This window comes from Vibrio splendidus, from assembly GCF_024347615.1.
GTDB lineage: Bacteria > Pseudomonadota > Gammaproteobacteria > Enterobacterales > Vibrionaceae > Vibrio > Vibrio splendidus.
Genome location: NZ_AP025509.1, coordinates 972458 through 988983, shown reverse-complemented (window position 1 = coordinate 988983; position 16526 = coordinate 972458). Strand labels below are relative to the sequence as shown.

16 protein-coding genes and 1 riboswitch are annotated in these 16526 nt (G+C 44.3%); of the genes, 14 read left to right on the top strand and 2 right to left on the bottom strand.

Features of this window, described 5'->3' with window-relative positions; translation table 11 throughout:
* The first annotated feature begins 498 nt into the window (after positions 1-498).
* A complete protein-coding gene (locus OCU90_RS21630) occupies positions 499-1470 on the top strand; it encodes a hypothetical protein (RefSeq protein WP_017105148.1) in 972 nt (323 codons plus the stop codon).
* A gap of 62 nt (positions 1471-1532) precedes the next feature.
* The gene (locus tag OCU90_RS21625; RefSeq protein ID WP_017105147.1) at positions 1533-2036 is read left to right on the top strand and encodes a hypothetical protein; all 504 of its coding nucleotides are present in this window, start codon (positions 1533-1535) and stop codon (positions 2034-2036) included.
* 137 nt (positions 2037-2173) lie between these two features.
* On the opposite strand, the gene OCU90_RS21620 is transcribed toward OCU90_RS21625, so the two are convergent.
* A complete protein-coding gene (locus OCU90_RS21620; protein WP_061021969.1) occupies positions 2174-2848 on the bottom strand; it encodes a glutathione S-transferase family protein in 675 nt (224 codons plus the stop codon).
* 484 nt (positions 2849-3332) lie between these two features.
* Here OCU90_RS21620 and OCU90_RS21615 point away from each other — a divergent pair, with 484 nt between their 5' ends.
* The 11 genes from OCU90_RS21615 to thiM all read left to right on the top strand — a co-directional run bounded on the left by OCU90_RS21615 (position 3333) and on the right by thiM (position 13485).
* Positions 3333-4430, top strand: a complete 1098-nt coding sequence (locus tag OCU90_RS21615; protein WP_061021967.1) for a YdcF family protein — start codon at positions 3333-3335, stop codon at positions 4428-4430.
* A 130-nt stretch (positions 4431-4560) separates the two neighbouring features.
* On the top strand, positions 4561-4812 hold the full coding sequence (locus OCU90_RS21610) for a DUF2999 family protein (RefSeq protein ID WP_004731647.1): 252 nt from the start codon (positions 4561-4563) through the stop codon (positions 4810-4812).
* Between the two features lie 422 nt (positions 4813-5234).
* A complete protein-coding gene (locus OCU90_RS21605) occupies positions 5235-6260 on the top strand; it encodes a DUF4382 domain-containing protein (RefSeq protein ID WP_061021964.1) in 1026 nt (341 codons plus the stop codon).
* A 173-nt stretch (positions 6261-6433) separates the two neighbouring features.
* Positions 6434-7174 carry a helix-turn-helix domain-containing protein gene (locus OCU90_RS21600; protein WP_061021962.1) on the top strand — a complete coding sequence of 247 codons (741 nt, stop codon included), beginning with the start codon at positions 6434-6436 and terminating at the stop codon, positions 7172-7174.
* 73 nt (positions 7175-7247) lie between these two features.
* On the top strand, positions 7248-8165 hold the full coding sequence (locus tag OCU90_RS21595; protein ID WP_061021960.1) for a DMT family transporter: 918 nt from the start codon (positions 7248-7250) through the stop codon (positions 8163-8165).
* 98 nt (positions 8166-8263) lie between these two features.
* A riboswitch (TPP riboswitch) is annotated at positions 8264-8375 on the top strand.
* Positions 8376-8471: 96 nt separating this feature from the next.
* Positions 8472-9365 carry a bifunctional hydroxymethylpyrimidine kinase/phosphomethylpyrimidine kinase gene (gene thiD / locus OCU90_RS21590; protein WP_061021957.1) on the top strand — a complete coding sequence of 298 codons (894 nt, stop codon included), beginning with the start codon at positions 8472-8474 and terminating at the stop codon, positions 9363-9365.
* Positions 9355-10113 (top strand): ABC transporter ATP-binding protein, encoded by a 759-nt coding sequence (locus OCU90_RS21585; RefSeq protein WP_061021955.1) that lies wholly within the window; start codon positions 9355-9357, stop codon positions 10111-10113. Before thiD ends, OCU90_RS21585 begins: the two co-directional genes overlap by 11 nt.
* The gene (locus OCU90_RS21580) at positions 10106-10921 is read left to right on the top strand and encodes an ABC transporter permease (RefSeq protein WP_061021953.1); all 816 of its coding nucleotides are present in this window, start codon (positions 10106-10108) and stop codon (positions 10919-10921) included. Before OCU90_RS21585 ends, OCU90_RS21580 begins: the two co-directional genes overlap by 8 nt.
* Before the next feature lie 103 nt (positions 10922-11024).
* Positions 11025-11981: an ABC transporter substrate-binding protein gene (locus OCU90_RS21575; RefSeq protein ID WP_061021951.1), complete on the top strand. Its 957-nt coding sequence runs from the start codon at positions 11025-11027 to the stop codon at positions 11979-11981.
* Between the two features lie 8 nt (positions 11982-11989).
* Positions 11990-12670, top strand: a complete 681-nt coding sequence (tenA, locus tag OCU90_RS21570; RefSeq protein ID WP_061021949.1) for a thiaminase II — start codon at positions 11990-11992, stop codon at positions 12668-12670.
* A 29-nt stretch (positions 12671-12699) separates the two neighbouring features.
* On the top strand, positions 12700-13485 hold the full coding sequence (thiM, locus tag OCU90_RS21565) for a hydroxyethylthiazole kinase (RefSeq protein WP_017081466.1): 786 nt from the start codon (positions 12700-12702) through the stop codon (positions 13483-13485).
* A gap of 137 nt (positions 13486-13622) precedes the next feature.
* On the opposite strand, the gene OCU90_RS21560 is transcribed toward thiM, so the two are convergent.
* Positions 13623-15566 carry a methyl-accepting chemotaxis protein gene (locus tag OCU90_RS21560; protein WP_061021946.1) on the bottom strand — a complete coding sequence of 648 codons (1944 nt, stop codon included), beginning with the start codon at positions 15564-15566 and terminating at the stop codon, positions 13623-13625.
* 262 nt (positions 15567-15828) lie between these two features.
* On the opposite strand from OCU90_RS21560, the gene thiE reads away from it, so the two are divergent.
* Positions 15829-16446: a thiamine phosphate synthase gene (thiE, locus tag OCU90_RS21555; RefSeq protein WP_061021944.1), complete on the top strand. Its 618-nt coding sequence runs from the start codon at positions 15829-15831 to the stop codon at positions 16444-16446.
* Positions 16447-16526: the final 80 nt, after the last annotated feature.

Sequence of the window (16526 nt, the reverse complement as noted above, 5' to 3'; positions counted from 1 at the left end):
ATCACGTAGGTTATAGATTTTATCTTTCACTTATGGTGTGAAATTTTCGGTTAGCTAATAATAACTTTGAGATATAAGGTATTTTAAAGTGATGTTAATAATAATATTGTGTAATTGCTTATTTAGTACAGGAAGTGAATGTAATCGTTTTTTTATTTTTATCAATATTTTATTTTATGATCCCATTTTTAATTTAAATTAATTAGAATGCGAAAGAGATAAATAGAGGTTTATATCTACAGTTGTAACTTTAGTTACTACTATCAATAGTTAATTATAGCTTATAGCTTATAGCTTATAGCTTATAGCTTATAGCTTATAGCTTATAGCTTATAGCTTATAGTGTTTTGTTTATTTATTGTTTTAATTGTATTTTATTAAGCTTATATAGTTGATTGTAATCACAGATGAGTTTTTTATTGCTTATTTTACTGTTTATACGGTTGAATTTTTTATCAGGATAAAAGATATTCTCGCCAAAAATAAAGGAAGTAAATAATGAAAAATATCGCACCATTAACAATGTTATTATTATCAGCGAACGCTGCGAGTGAAACATACACGGTTAGTCCAAATTTAAAACATGGTCTCCCTACACTGACTGAAGAACCCAATCTGTATCAAGCTCCTAGCTTTGATTTTTTCGATTTTAGTGAGGGATATTTGACACAGAGGGCTGAAGCCAGTGCCTTATTGCCAATAGCGCTAAATAGCATAGATAGAGTGTGTATCAACACTACGTTTAGTGAGATAGATGGAGAGGCGCGTTATCCGCAATCTGGTGTTTTGGTTTACACGTATGCGATAAACACTCAAGGTGAAAAAACACACAATACCACTATTGGCGACAGAGTGCCGTTGGCAGAAGTTTCACAGCATTGCCTGGACGAATCATCGTGGGTTTACAAGAATTGGTTGGTTGACAAACGTATCAACTTTACGCCTTACAGTTCAGTATTCGCATTGATTGAAAACGTCGATGTCGTGGTTGAAGGGGAGCTATCTTTGTCTCAAGATCCCGTTGAGTTTGTTGAGCAGTATTTTGATTTCATCACTAAGGTCGGTTTTAACCAGTCTGCAAGTTTCTATCATACGGATGTCATTAGAGACCTCAAATCCATCATTATGGAAGGTCTTCAAAACGAAAATCAGAATGTTCTTGATATTGCGAATATTGCCTTTGGTTCTGGAGTTACCAGAGAAGATATCGCGATTATGGACGAAAAAGTCTTTATGAATACTTTCTTGAATATTCGGAAGGTTGCTCAAGGCTCCAATGTTGCTCAATTATCTTCGTTCAGTGTAATTAATGACTTTGATTACCAAGGTCAAAAGTATATTACGGTTGAGAAAAAAGAGCAGTTCGGCGGCCGAATCACTACTCAATATGAAATTATTACGCTTAAAAGCGATGGCGAATATTGGATGCTTAATATGTCTGGTGACATGAAAAGCCTTCTTGGTATGTAAGTGCTTTTACTTTTCAGTTCGTGAATTTTTTTAAAAATACTAATATATAAAGGAAAGTAGCAATGAATGCACGAGTGTTATTGACGTCTTTAATTTCATTTATATCACTTCAAGCTTCTGCTTATGAGATGTCATATATAGCTCCTAAAGCACTGCTCCCTGGTGAAGATGTTCAGCAGTTCGAATTAGCCGATTTAAATGGTAACGGTAGGCCAGAGATCGTATTTCTTAACTCTAATGGTGAACTAAAGTACGCGGTTCAAGGTTTTGAAATTAATCAAACTACGTTTTCATTTTTAGAAAGTAAGTCATGGAAGATTGATTCTTACCCAGACGCGGTATTAACATTTAGCGGCGGTCGTTATTACCGATTGAGTGTTGACGGTCGTACTCGAGCGTCAGCCTCAATCTTACTAACTGATGGCACATTTAAGAGTTTGTACTACTCCGAGTTTGCTTCACGATTGTTGATTGACTTTGTTTCTGAGAATGAGATAAGCGGTAAGATCAAAGACCCATATTTAACGGGTTCTGGAGAGATTAACTTTGTAGCGAGACCTGAATAGTAAGCTCATGCAGCGTATATGAATTGAACAACACAAGAGCGGCATGTTAGTCGCTCTTTTGTTGTTTGAGTTGTACTCGTTTAACTTAGAGATTGCGTACAGCTTGTTTATCTTGCGCGTAGTTATTTTGCGTTTGGTTATTTCGCATAATTTGAAGGAAACAGTGCTCGTTTCGCTTCTTCATCACGTTCGGTTTTAAACTCAATGCCTTTGCCGATTTCGCGAGCACGCAGTGCAGCAGGGCGGGCGTTGATTGCATCGAACCAGCGCTTCAAATTCGGGTAAGGTTCTAAGCCTTCTTCACCAAGCACAACCGGTGCTTTATCAATCCAACCCCATGCCGCGACATCGACGATGGTGTACTCATTTCCGACGAAAAACTCACGACCTTCCATGTGCTTTTCTAACACTTCGTAGTGACGTTGTGCTTCGCGTAGATAACGATTTACCGCGTAATCTAAGCCTGCTGGTGCAGCATGACGGAAGTGTACCGATTGGCCAGAGTATGGACCAAGGCCGCTCGCAATAAACATCATCCAAGATAGCAGTTCGGCTCTATCTTCTGGCTGACCAGCTAGCTTGCCTGTTTTCTCGGATAGGTACAGCAGGATAGCGTTAGAGTCGAATACACGTTGTCCTTCGTCTTCAATCGCGGGCGTTTTGCCGTTTGGATTGATCAAACGATATTCCGGTGTGTGTTGCTCGCCTTTTAAGGTATCGACAGGAACAAGTTCAAAATCTAGGCCTGTCTCTTCTAGAAACAGAGCGATCTTCATTGGGTTGGGTGTTTGGTGAAAATAGAACTTAAGCATGGGGTAACTCCTTGTATTGGTGATTCATTAAAGCATCACTTGAACGATCGTTCAATAAGTGATTTTTGAATTTTCTGTGAATTGACTGATTTGATATCACACTCTGTGCTTTTTGAACTTGGTTGAGCAAACGTGAATGAGCGTCGACTTGTAGAGAGATAGCATTTTAAGTTGCTGAAATAATGAACATAAAATGCACATTTAGGTTTGATGTTGAGCTTCGAAACTTACGAATTTAGATGGAATAGGCGTGTGGGGGGCGAAGTTAACTATTCCAAAGTAATCAAGGGAGCTTCTTATAACTCGAAGCTATCTAGATATCTGAGCTTACTCTGGCGCATAAAATCGTGATCTGCAGCCACATCTTATGCAACAAATGAATATTAACCTTGGGGAGTAAGGTTTGGTTCACAGTTTTTTAATCTTAGGGACTTACATTGGGGAGCAAATCTGATGTGAACACTTAACGACACAGGATCTTTCCATGAAAAAGAACATTATCGCCCTCGCTCTTGGTGGCATGCTTGCTTTTGGCGCAACACCTTACTCTTTTGCTGCTAACGATGGCGCAGTACAGGCTTCTGCGGATTACGCGCAGTTGGTGACTAAGCGACAAGTTGTCGACCAATTACTTCTTGATGCGTTGCAGGCGTTTAAGTCTCCGGCAAGAATTTCACACGCGGGCTTCACGGCTAAAATGCCAAGCAACATGGAAATTGTGACTAACCGATTGTTAGAAGCGTACCAGTTAGAACCTTACCGCACTGACTTGCTGATCTCGGCAGCGAACGCTCAGATCTACAACAAGAATGCAGAGCGCGCTATTGAGCTGTTTGAGCAAGCATTGACGGTTGCGCCAGACGATGTCGACTTACATGCGTATCTTGCTGTTTGGCAAAGATTTGAAGGCAATGACAGTGAATCCAACAAGCACATGGAGAAACTGGAAAACCTGAACAAGGGCAAAGCCGAAGACATCAAGCGTATTTTTGCTACGGTCGACCGCGTGTTAGAAACACCACTGAAAGAGTCGGCAGACAAAGGTTTATTGGATGACCACGGTGCCATCGTCACTTTGGGCTACGCGCTTAACCCTGATGGCTCTATGCATCAAATCCTGATTGAACGTCTTGAAACAACATTAGCAATGTCGAAAGCGAACCCTGATGCGATGATCGTGTTGACCGGCGGCGTGCCTAAGAACCATAAGACAGAAGGCAAGTTAATGGCGGATTGGCTTATCTCAAAAGGGGTAAGCAAAGACCGCATCATTGAAGAGAACTACGCGACCAGCACGGTAGGCAACGCCTTGTTCAGTAGCTATGCGCTTGCTCGTCATGATATTAAACATGCGACCATTATCAGCTCGGCAAGCCATGTTCGTCGTGGTCAAACTCTGTTTGAGATCGCGAGCTGGCAAACTGGCCCTCAGGGCATTACCTTCGATACGGTTTCTTACCCAGACAAGCCGCTAGAAGATCTTAAGAAAGCGAGCAGTGGTGAGCTATTAGGTATCTACCGTGATGCTCTAAGAACTTATGGCATGTGGAGCTACCGTTCTTACCCATTAGAGTCTCGCTAAGCCCAAGCATTATTTGCGTTTGGGAAAAGTGCGGTTCGCGTTAAACCAAAGCGTCACTTGTTAGTACAATCGAGAACAGCTAGATGGTATGCTGTGCTCCTACTTAATTTAGTGTTTCAAAGGCAAAAAAATGAACCCGATTTTAGCAATGTTGAAAGAGAACAATATTAGCGACGAGCAGATCAGTGAGCTATTCAAAACGCTGACAGAGAACCCTCTTGCAGCAATGGCGACAATCAGCCAACTTGGTTTACCACAAGATAAGCTTCAAATGCTGATGGGTCAGGTGATGCAAAACCCTGCGCTAATCAAAGAAGCAGTTGAAGAGCTTGGCCTAGATTTTTCTAAGGTTGAAGCGGCTAAAGAGCAACTTCAAAAATAAGTGAATTTGAATGAGCTAATATCGAATTAGCGTTATCCACATTCAATAAAAAGGTCGTTTAAGTTCAGCAATAGGCTGTCTTAACGGCCTTTTTTGATCTTGGGGGCGATTTTTGACTTTGATTTGAGTGCTTTCAATCATCCTCTCCGACCCTATACATACCGACCATTCCAACACAATTGACAGCAACCTTGCCAAATATGTGCGACTACTGACAATTTACTTACTAGACTTAATTAACCTATGTGCGACCTGAGATGTGCACCTTGATGAACAGAGTTTTTGGATGAAGACAGCCCTAAATAATAGGGCTAGCCGATTTGGGCCATAAACGCGGTTTGTCTATGAGTCACATTAAGGAAAAGAATAAGAGGGCAACAAACTAAGCCCTTTATCGAGCAGTGATTTATAGGAAATGAGTTATGAAGTATTTAAAGGAAACCGCTTTAGCGAGCCTTGTGCTGGCTGGGCTTGTTGGTTGTGGCGGTGATTCAGGTTCATCAAGCAGCACGACACCAATTACTTTGAGCGTGAGTGATGCGCCCATTGATGATGTTAAAGACGTAACTGTGACATTCAGTAAGGTCGCTTTGCTTCCTCAAGGGGGAGGTTCACCACTGATTTATGATGTGTATAAAACGGACGAAAACGGCGATTACGTTGATGAAAATGGCGATCCATTGCCAGATGGTGAGGATCCGATTCCATTAAGTGTGAATTTGCTGGATTACCAAGGCAGCGATGCGCTTCCTTTGATTGAAAATGAGGTGGTGCCCGTAGGTAGCTATCAAATGTGTGTGTTTGCGAATGATGGCGATCATCCAACAGATCCATCTTATGTTGTAAAAGATGACAATACGGTTCAGGAGCTATCCGTCAAAGGCGAACGTTCATGCCCCCAATCTGTTGGTAAAGAAGACAATGCTGGCGTGGTTTTCATTAATAAGAAATTTGATATTAATCAGCAAAGCAATAATTTCGTATTAGAGTTTGATCTTCGACGAGGCTTAAAAAACAGTTCGACCTTCCCTGATTACACAATTCAAAGCACATCGGTGAGCCTAATAAATACGGCCAAAACAGGTAATATTGAAGGTACTGTTGCACTTCAAACTTATAAAAACTGTCTGACAGATAATGGTGGGACAGTACAAGCTATCTATCTATATGAAGGTGACATCGCTAAAGCTGACATGGCTCCGATTGGCGGCAGTGATGAAGTGAAACCGATCACTTCAGCATCAGTGACAATGAATCAAGCACAGACCAACTATGAGTTTTCTCTGGGCTTCATTGATCCAGGTATTTATTCATTGGGTTATACCTGTACTGCGCAACACGACAGTGATGAAGACAATGCAGCACCATTAGCCGCTGGGTTCGAAATATACGAAGCTCAAAACGGCGTGCAAGTAACTGTTGGTCAAGACAGCCAAGTGTCATTCTAACTTTGATGTGAATAACGATTTTTAATAAAAACGGCCTCTCATTTGGAGGCCGTTTTTGATCATGTCACCTAGCTAGCATGAATTTGATGAGCATTGAGTGTGACTCTAGGGAAGTGATGATGTAACTTTGTATCTCTTACTTTAACCTAGCGAAATGTACTCCGGCGTTGATTATGAAATCTAGCTTAAGCATTCGATCTTATACCAAGCAATTTAATACCCATGCTCATGATGACCATCACCAATTGGTATTGCCGATCCAAGGCAGTATCAATATCGAGATGGTGGGGTATGTCGGCAAGGTGGCCGTGGGCGAATGTGTGGTGATTCCAGTAACCACCGCGCATGCGTTTAAGGCGGATGAAGCCGCGCGGTTTATTGTCGCGGATATGGCAGAGTTACCGCAGCATTTGTTAGAGCATGAGCTCTCGGTTTTCACGATAACACCACCTTTAATGAGCTTCTTGCTGTTTGTTGAGAAGCAACTGGAGTATCAGGTCGACAGTGGCATTGAGTCATCTATTTTGGATGTGTTTTCACTGCTGCTAGAGCAACAAGAAGTGAGCAAAAGTATCGACCCTCGTATTCGCGCGGTACAAAGGCTGATAGCGGATAATTACGCCCAACCTCTCTCTATTCTACAACTTGCAGAAACGGCCTGTTTGAGTCTCACTCAATTCAAAAAACGCTTCAAAGAGTGCTTGGGTATCAGTGCGCTTAAATACATCACTCGATATCGTATGGAGAAAGCTCAAGCCTTGTTAACTCATACCGATCTACCCGTTCAATTGATTGCTGAAAATGTGGGCTATAGTGACGTGTCTGCTTTCAGTCGTCGCTTCTCTCAGCACTTTGGCATGTCTCCAAGGGCGTTTCTAGGTTCGATGAAAGAGAGTCTTTCAAAACAACAATAGCGTCCTTTCGGCAAACTAAACTTTATCAATCTTCACTATTATCTATTTCAGAACTGAAAATTGGGTAATAGAAATGAATCTTGCCATCAATCGCGTTAACGAATTCCAAACGGGCACTTTGGCCATCTTGTTTGCTTCTATTTTATGGGGCACGACAGGCACCGCCGCAAGTTTTGCACCTGATCTCAGCCCATTAGCGATTGGTGCTTTCTCTATGGGCGTCGGTGGCCTAATGCAAGCGGGATTGGCGTATCGAAAAATCCTATTCGCTTTCGATAAACTTTTGCAGAACAAGAGGCTGTTGGCAGTGAGCGCTTTGGCTTTGGCGGTCTATCCTTTAGCTTTCTATTCTTCAATGAAATTATCAGGCGTGGCGATTGGTACCGTGGTTTCGATTGCAACCGCGCCTTTCTTTTCGGCATTGTTAGAGTGTCTGATTAGCAAAAAGAATAATATCAACAAACGTTGGCTCACTAGCTTTGCGATTGGTGTGGTGGGTATTGGGTTGTTGGTGTTTTCAGAAGCTTCATCGGCGAATGAGTCAGGTGATGATCTCAAGCTGTTGGGTATTGCTTTAGGTTTGCTCGCTGGGTTGTGTTACGCCATTTATTCTTGGGCGACAAAAGCACTGATCGATAAAGGGATTAAGTCGCAAGCGGCGATGGGCAGTATTTTTGGCCTCGGCGCGATGCTGTTGCTGCCAACACTCTGGTTTACGGGTGAGAACCTGTTTTCCTCGCAGATTAACGTATTAGTCATCAGTTATCTGACACTAATTCCACAATGCGTGGGCTATATCGCGTTCAGTTTTGGTTTACGCCACGTGACCGCGAGCAGTGCCAACCTGCTGACCCTGTTTGAACCAGTAGTTGCAGCGGTGCTTGCCGTCTGCGTTGTCGGTGAGCTGATTCCTTTTACAGGCTGGCTAGGTATGTCTCTGATTGTGCTGTGCTTGTTGATACAGTCGAAGCCATCTAAAGGAACGCTATAAGTATTTGTTTTGTTGTGCCTAATTGAAATTTATTCATGCGTAATTCTTATAATTGAATAAAATCAGTATCTCAGTTGTGAGAGTGCTGTTACTATCGCTATCAATAGTCGGGGGGCATATACCTTATTTGGTGTTTGCTGAGATCGTTAATCGAGACCCGTTGAACCTGATTCAGTTAACACTGGCGTAGGGAACTATAAGCACTCGATCTACGTCTGCACCCATGAAAACTTTCATGAGCCTAATGCGACTTCTCCTTCGATCAGTGTTCGTTCTCCTACGTCTTGTAAGATAGTAGGAGCGACAATGACACACAGTTCTATTTCAAAAGATTTAACGCCAAAAGCCTCAGTTTCACAGCACTCTGCAGAAGACACGATTCGCACGAATACTCCGATTGTTTTAACTATCGCGGGTTCTGACAGTGGCGGTGGTGCAGGTATCCAAGCTGATATTAAAGCTATGTCTGCTACAGGTAGTTTCGCTTGTTCGGTAATTACCGCTATCACTTCCCAGAACACGCAAGGCGTTTCCGCCATTTTTCCTATTCCACTCGACCATGTCGCTAGCCAGTTAGATGCGGTTTTTACTGATCTGAATATCGTGGCAGTAAAAGTCGGCATGTTGGCTGATTCGCAAATCATCAAAGTCGTCGCGGACAAAATTAATCAGTACCAACCTAAGCATCTTGTGATTGACCCTGTAATGGTCGCGACAAGTGGCGATCTTCTCTTAGAAAACTCTGCCATTACAACGCTGAAACAAGAACTGATTCCACTGGCAGACATCATTACTCCTAACTTGCCAGAAGGTGCGGCGCTAACAGGCAAGCCGGTACCTGAAAGCGAAGCTGAAATGCAGGGCATGATTGAAGATTTACGCGCACTAGGTGCTAAAGCCGTTCTTCTCAAAGGCGGTCATTTAGAGAAAGATGAAAACAGTAACGATCTACTGATTCTCCCGACGACGTCTGCCTTGATTAGCGCGAAGCGTTTCCCGACTAAAAACACCCACGGCACGGGCTGTACGCTTTCATCTGCCATTGCTTCTTTCTTGGCTCAGGGCAACACGCTGGCAGAAGCTGTTGACCTAGGCAAACAATACATTTCTCGCGCGATTGCTCATGCTGATGAGTTGCAAGTTGGTCAAGGTCATGGCCCGGTAAATCACTTCTTCGCTGGACACGGTAATGTCCGTTAATACGGTTGGCGTTCAACTCAGCAACGCGACGTTACGTTACCGAGACAGCGAGTACGCGACCTTGTCTGGGTTGTCGCTTAGCTTAAACGCAGGTAAGTGGACAGTATTGCTGGGTCGAAGTGGTTGCGGAAAAACCACGGTATTGCGTTATCTGGCAGGCTTGCTGGACGACAAGGTGGAGTGGCAGGGCACATTGGCAACGTCCGATGAATTGCCTTTAACGGACCGCATCGCTTACATGGCACAGCAAGATTTGTTACTGCCATGGCTATCGGTTATCGACAATGTATGCCTGAGTCATCGCTTTCAAAATCCAGTTTCTGATAAAGAACAGCAAACCAACCAAGCACTAGAGTTGTTAGCTGCGGTTGGTTTGGCTAATCACGCGTCTACTATGCCGGATCAATTGTCTGGTGGTATGCGCCAGCGTGTTGCTTTGGCTCGAACCTTAATGCAAGACAAGCCTGTGGTGCTGATGGACGAGCCTTTCTCTGCGCTGGATGCGGTAACAAGACACAAGCTTCAAAGCTTAGCGTGTGAACTACTAAAAGGTAAAACCGTTGTGTTGATCACTCATGATCCACAAGAAGCGGTGCGTTTGGCGGACAATTTGTATGTGTTGCAAGGCACACCCGCGAATGCTCAGTCATTGTCTGTGCCTAACACAGCGACACCAAGAGTGTTAGATGGTGAATGTGCTGAGTTACAACAAGCGATCTTAGATCAGTTGGAGCGTGATTATGAATGATCTAACGCGAAGCGAAACTGTGGCTCATTCAACTAACGCACAGACTACCATTACACGCCCTCGTCAGATGAATCCCGTTATGCGTTTGCTTATCAGCAGTGCTGTGATTCTCGGTTTATGGCAAATGGTGGTCGTTATCTTCGAGATGCCGAGCTTCATTCTGCCAGCGCCTGCAGAAGTCTTTATTAAACTATTCGAACGCTACGATGTATTGCTCAAACACACTTGGGTGACTGCGCAAGAGATCTTACTTGGCTTGCTACTTGGTTTGTCGATGGGGCTATTTTTCGCCCTGCAGATGTTGATGTTCGAACCACTAAAACGCTGGCTGTTACCTATCTTAATCGCTAGCCAAGCGATCCCTGTGTTTGCGATTGCTCCAGTATTGATGTTGTGGCTTGGTTATGGCATCGCCTCAAAAGTGGTGATGGCAGCGATCATTATCTTCTTCCCTGTAACCACTTGTTGTTATGACGGCCTACGCAATACACCGACAGGCTATCTCGATCTTGCCAAAACGATGGGTGCATCGAAATGGCAATTGTTGCGTTATATCCAATTGCCTGCTGCATTGCCAACACTGGCGTCTGGTATTCGTGTGGCGGTGGTTATTGCCCCAATTGGCGCGGTCGTCGGGGAGTGGGTGGGTTCGAGTGAAGGGCTGGGTTATCTAATGCTACAGGCCAACGCGCGCATGATCATCGATGAGATGTTTGCGGCCTTGTTTATCTTGGCGGTGCTGTCTATCTCGCTCTACTTCGTTACAGATAAATTACTCAAAAAAGCTATTCCTTGGGAGAACCAATGATGGCTTGCTCAATAACACTTGTTTAATAAGGCTTCGTTTAATAAAGCCTGTTTAATAAAGCTTCGCTCAACATAAGAATAATATTCAAAAGGAAAGGTTAACCGTGAAAAATACAAAATTGATAGGTGCAGTGGCACTGCTTGCTTCATTGGTTTCAGGTCATGCTCTAGCGGACTCTGAACAAAAGAAACTGACATTGATGTTGGATTGGTTTGTGAACCCGAACCATGGCCCGATTGTGATCGCTCAAGAGCGCGGCTACTTTGCTGACCAAGGCTTAGACATTGAAATTCAAGAACCCGCAGACCCAAGCACGCCGGCAAAATTGGTCGCGGCAGGTAAGGTCGATTTAGCGGTAACTTACCAACCAAGTTTAATCATGGATGTGGCAGCGGGTCTTCCTTTAGTTCGTGCATCAACCCTTATCGCGACGCCACTGAACACACTAATGGTTCTGGATAACGGCAAGAACGATTCACTAGCGGATCTGAAAGGCAAGAAGATCGGTATTGCGATCGCAGGAAACGAAGAAGCAACAATTGGCACCATGTTAGCGCAAGAAAATGTTGCGTTTACCGACGTGCAAACCATCAATGTCGGTTGGGCACTGTCGTCTTCATTGGCATCAGGCAAGGTAGATGCAATTTGGGGTGGCCTACGTAACTTCGAAACCAACCAGCTAGCCCTTGAAGGCTTTAAAGCAAAAGCGTTCTTCCCAGAAGAGCACGGTGTGCCAGCTTACGATGAGCTTATTTTTGTTGCGAACGCAAAGCAGCACGATGATGAAGCGATCAAAGCGTTCAATAAAGCATTGGAACAAGCAACGACTTACATCGTGAACCACCCACAAGAGTCATGGAGCGAGTTTGTTGCGTATTCACCAGATACGTTGAACAACGAGCTTAACCAACGCGCATGGAACGACACGCTGACTCGTTTTGCGCTTCGCCCTTCTGCTGTTGACCTAAAACGTTACGACAATTACGCACAGTTCATGTTCGACAAAGGCATTATCAAATCACTACCAAAAGCCGCTGACTACGTACCGACTTTTGACTAAGGAATCTCATGAAATACCAAGACTTAATCCAAGCCTGTCAGCAAGATTGGCAAGAGTACACTGAGCACGCTTTTGTTAAAACGCTGGCAAACGGCACTCTTGCTCAGCCATGTTTTCTGCATTATTTGAAACAAGATTTTCTGTTCTTGAAGCAATATGCTCGCGCTTATGCGTTGGCGATTTACAAGGCGAAAACCTTGGCTGATATGCGTCGTGCACTGCCAAGTGTTCATGCTCTGCTAGATTCTGAAATCTCTCACCACGTGACTTACTGTGGTCAGTGGGGTTTAACCGAATCTGACCTAGAAAACGAACCGGAAGATTTCGGTACAGTTGCTTACACGCGCTACGTTCTGGATGCAGGCATGACGGGTGATCTTGTCGATCTTTATGCGGCACTGGCTCCGTGTTCCATTGGTTACGCTGTGATCGGTAAAGCGTTGTTAGAAAGCAGCGATACTGTTTTAGAAGGCAACCCATACACGAGCTGGCTTCAGCTTTACGGCGGAGAAGAGTTCCAGTCTGGCGTAGCAACGGGCGCAGAATACTTCAATCAACTGCTTGCTGAAATTGATATCAACAGCGAGCGCGGTCAGAACATCGTTCATATCTTCAAAACCGCAACGCGTATGGAAGTGGCTTTTTGGCAGCAAGGGCTGAATGCACTTAATGACTCAACTTCGGCTTAAAAGCGACTTTTACGAATAAGGATTTATCCATGCTAACTGAACAAATCATCCAATCGTTGCGCGCAGTACGAGAGCAAAAGCCACTGGTTGTGAACATCACTAACTACGTTGTGATGAACAATACGGCCAATGCGTTATTAGCGATTGGCGCTTCGCCTATCATGGCGCACTCACAACAAGAACTGGCTGAGATGATGTCTTTCTCTGGCGCGCTTGTGATTAACATTGGCACGTTAGACAGTGTTTGGACGCCGAGAATGCGCTTTGCTGTTGAGCAAGCGAACGCGAACAACAAGGTTGTGGTGCTTGACCCTGTGGGTTGTGGCGCAAGTACACTGCGTACCGAGACTTCTCGTGAAATTGCACGTTTAGCGGATAAATTGATCATTCGTGGTAATGCGTCTGAGATTATCGCGCTAGCGGGTGAGCAAGCACAGAGCAAAGGCGTTGATGCACTAGATAGCAGTGATGCCGCATTAGGCGCAGCGCAATGCTTAGTCGCTGAATACGGTGCGAATGTGGTGATTTCTGGCGAGACAGATTACGTTGTCACTAAAGACAGTGTTGTGACGTTAAACAATGGCCACCCAATGATGCCGTATGTGACGGGCATGGGTTGTACTCTTACTGCATTAACGGGAGCTTTCGCTGCAGTCGGTGATGATAGTGGTTTGGCTGCTGCAGCTGTGTTGGGTGTGGTTGGTGAAATCGCCGCTGAGAACTCACGCGGCCCAGGTAGTTTGCAAATGAACTTGCTTGATGAGTTGTATCAATTGGACGAAGAGACGTTGATCCAACGTTTGAAGATTCAGTAGATTCAATCTAGATCTGCATTCGTAGCTTATTAAAAAGCCCTCAGCACATATGTGTTGAGGGCTTTTCTATTATTGCTTCAAAACCGTATTAACTCGTCGTCGTGTTAGCTATCTCGTTATATCAACAATTGGCTTCGTTAGGTTCTAAATCGATTCACTTGGCTTTCTAAGTGGTGAGCAACTTCGGTTAAGTCGCTCGCTGCACCTGAAATGCTGCTGACTGACTCTTGGTTACTTTGCGCGATGGTGTTTGCACCTTGCGCATTTTCACCCAGTGACTTGGTCAAGCAATCTTGCTCGTCAACAGATACTGCGATCTGGCTGTTGGCCTGATTCAAATCTTGGATGTGTTGGTTAATCACATGCAGGTTCTGAGAGGCTTGTTGTGCCTGAGTTGAAGCATCTGAAACCGTGCTGTGGCTCTCTTTGATCGACTCTAACGCATCTTTAGCGCCACGCTGTAGCGAGGTGATGAGCTCATCAATCTGGCTTGCAGAGTCTTGAGTACGTTTAGCGAGCGTTCTTACTTCATCGGCTACGACAGCAAATCCGCGACCTTGTTCACCTGCGCGCGCGGCTTCGATAGCCGCATTCAATGCCAACAGGTTGGTTTGCTCAGAAACGCCTTTGATTACTTCAAGAATGGCGCCAATGTTCATCGACTCTTTGTGTAGGTCCGTCACTTTCTGGCTGCTGACCTGCATGCTTTCATCGGCGCTGCCAATTTCATGCAGTGTTTTGTCTACTTCTTTGAGTCCCATCGCGACATTCTCGGTTGCTTGGTTTGCAACTTGAGACGCGTGGTTAGCACTTGCCGCAATTTCTGATGTGCTCGAAGCCAATTGATCAACGGCAGAAGAGATATTGATCATCTCACTGTTCAATTGTGTTGCGTTGGTCGAGCTGTTGTTTGTCACCTGATTGAGTGACTCCGACATCTCACCAATACGCACGCTAGAGCGGTTCACTTGGCCAACAATATCGCGCAGAGATTCAATGGTGATCTCCATATTAGTCAGCAGTTCACCAATCTCATTTTTGCTCTCAATGTTCACTTCCACATTCAGGTTGCCCTGAGAAAGCTCATTGGTGATCTGTTTAACTTGTGCGATGCCTTTGGTGATAGAGCGAGTCACCAACACAGCGCTCGTCATGCCAATAACTAAAGCGACACCCGTTAGCAAGATGATGATTTGAACTGAACGTTTTTCACTGGCTTGCAGTACTGGCGTGAGTGCTTGTTTCTGCTGCTCGAGAATACTTTGAGCATCCGCTACCGCGATAGCTAAGCTGTCACCAATAGAGGCAAGGCTAGCGGTTCTTTGAGTGTTCTCAAGCATCTGTTGATGAACTTGCTCAAAGCCTTTTGCATACGCTTCACGTTGGTTTGAGAAGTCTTCAATCAGCTCACTTTGATAAGGCGATGATTTGAGAGATTCAATATCGCCTTCAATACCTGGTAGCGCGTATTCAAAGATATCTTTACCCGCTTCATAGGTTTTGAGGTCATTGTTGTTTGAATAACTGAGTACGGTGATCTTGGCTGCGAGGAAATTCTCCATCAACATGCCCGCGTATAAGCTCGCGTTAGGATCATTGTTATTGTATGACTCATACAACAAACTCTGAGCCGCTTTCAGTGCGTTGGTTTCTCGTTGGACCATCTCAACGTTGACCAGTTGGTCTATGAGAAGCTCACTCTGTTTCATTGAACCATAAGCCACATCAAACGCCGCCACACTGTCTTGCACTAATTGCAGGCTAGCTAGGCTATCGGTTTTGGTGGTGGATTGGATTAAGTTGTAGAGCAGTTCATCAATCGCAAGTTTGCTTGATTGATAATTCGTTTCGTACTGTTCATCCAATGACTCTAAGTAACGTTCAGAAGCTAAACGCATCTGAAGAAAGTGCACTTGAATGTTGCTTGATAATGTCGCTTTTTGGCTGAGCTCACTGTATTGGCTAAAGCCGTTCGACAAGGTTTGGATACCTTTGTAACTCACAAAGCCTGAAATGACGAAAAAGAGCAAGCAGATGGCATAACCCAGCTTGATCTTGAGCGCTATAGAAAGGTGGCGCATAACTATCCCTATATTTACCTGATTCCTTCACCTTGGAGTATTTCATAAAACAGCGTTCTGGGCATGCTTGAAGTGAATACTTTGTGTAATAAGTAACGCTTTAGTTAAAAGATTCAGGTTTTTCGGCATGCTTTCAACGAGTTGCGTATTTGATGGTGCGTGTGTAATTGAGCTAATTTAGTATTAACTTCCATACGCATGATGTGATTTGTCGGTAAAATAGTACAACGCCAATTTTAGACATCGACTCCAAAGGTACGATATGAACCCTTATAAGCTCTATTTAGTAACGGATGACCAGCAAGATTTAGAAACGCTTAAGTTTGTGGTTGAACAAGCGGTCGCTGGTGGCGTCACTATGGTTCAAGTAAGAGAGAAACATGGGGATGTAAGAGCCTTCATTGAACGAGCACAAGCCGTAAAGTCGATTTTGGTTGGCTCAGGTGTTCCGCTGATCATCAATGACCGAGTGGACGTTGCATTGGCTGTCGACGCCGATGGTTTGCACTTAGGGCAATCGGATATGCCTGCAGAGTTAGCACGTCAGTTGATTGGTCCGGATAAGATTCTTGGGTTATCGATTGAAACTGAACAACAGCTTCAAGAAGCCGATAGTCTGCCTATTGATTACATTGGCCTCAGTGCGCTTTTTGCCACACCGACCAAGACGAATCTTAAGAAACATTGGGGTTATGACGGTATTAAAATGGCGTTGGAGACAACGAAGTTACCGATTGTCGGTATTGGTGGAATTAACGAATCGAACATCCCGCAGTTAGTTGAGAGCGGTATTCATGGGTTAGCATTGGTATCTGCGATATGTCACGCTGAAGATCCCAAACAAGCGACGCGGGATCTTTTGTCTCTAATGGGAGAGTGAAGGGGTGTCTGCTAGAAAACAAATGAGGTTAATCATTTGTTTTCTAGTTAAACAACAGGTTCATAGAAAGGCTAAATTGG

Coding starts and splice junctions, on each gene's coding strand:
- OCU90_RS21630 (WP_017105148.1), top strand. CDS start 499: ATGAAAAATATCGCACCATTAACAATGTTATTATTATCAGCGAACGCT.
- OCU90_RS21625 (WP_017105147.1), top strand. CDS start 1,533: ATGAATGCACGAGTGTTATTGACGTCTTTAATTTCATTTATATCACTT.
- OCU90_RS21620 (WP_061021969.1), bottom strand. CDS start 2,848: ATGCTTAAGTTCTATTTTCACCAAACACCCAACCCAATGAAGATCGCT.
- OCU90_RS21615 (WP_061021967.1), top strand. CDS start 3,333: ATGAAAAAGAACATTATCGCCCTCGCTCTTGGTGGCATGCTTGCTTTT.
- OCU90_RS21610 (WP_004731647.1), top strand. CDS start 4,561: ATGAACCCGATTTTAGCAATGTTGAAAGAGAACAATATTAGCGACGAG.
- OCU90_RS21605 (WP_061021964.1), top strand. CDS start 5,235: ATGAAGTATTTAAAGGAAACCGCTTTAGCGAGCCTTGTGCTGGCTGGG.
- OCU90_RS21600 (WP_061021962.1), top strand. CDS start 6,434: ATGAAATCTAGCTTAAGCATTCGATCTTATACCAAGCAATTTAATACC.
- OCU90_RS21595 (WP_061021960.1), top strand. CDS start 7,248: ATGAATCTTGCCATCAATCGCGTTAACGAATTCCAAACGGGCACTTTG.
- thiD (WP_061021957.1), top strand. CDS start 8,472: ATGACACACAGTTCTATTTCAAAAGATTTAACGCCAAAAGCCTCAGTT.
- OCU90_RS21585 (WP_061021955.1), top strand. CDS start 9,355: ATGTCCGTTAATACGGTTGGCGTTCAACTCAGCAACGCGACGTTACGT.
- OCU90_RS21580 (WP_061021953.1), top strand. CDS start 10,106: ATGAATGATCTAACGCGAAGCGAAACTGTGGCTCATTCAACTAACGCA.
- tenA (WP_061021949.1), top strand. CDS start 11,990: ATGAAATACCAAGACTTAATCCAAGCCTGTCAGCAAGATTGGCAAGAG.
- thiM (WP_017081466.1), top strand. CDS start 12,700: ATGCTAACTGAACAAATCATCCAATCGTTGCGCGCAGTACGAGAGCAA.
- OCU90_RS21560 (WP_061021946.1), bottom strand. CDS start 15,566: ATGCGCCACCTTTCTATAGCGCTCAAGATCAAGCTGGGTTATGCCATC.
- thiE (WP_061021944.1), top strand. CDS start 15,829: ATGAACCCTTATAAGCTCTATTTAGTAACGGATGACCAGCAAGATTTA.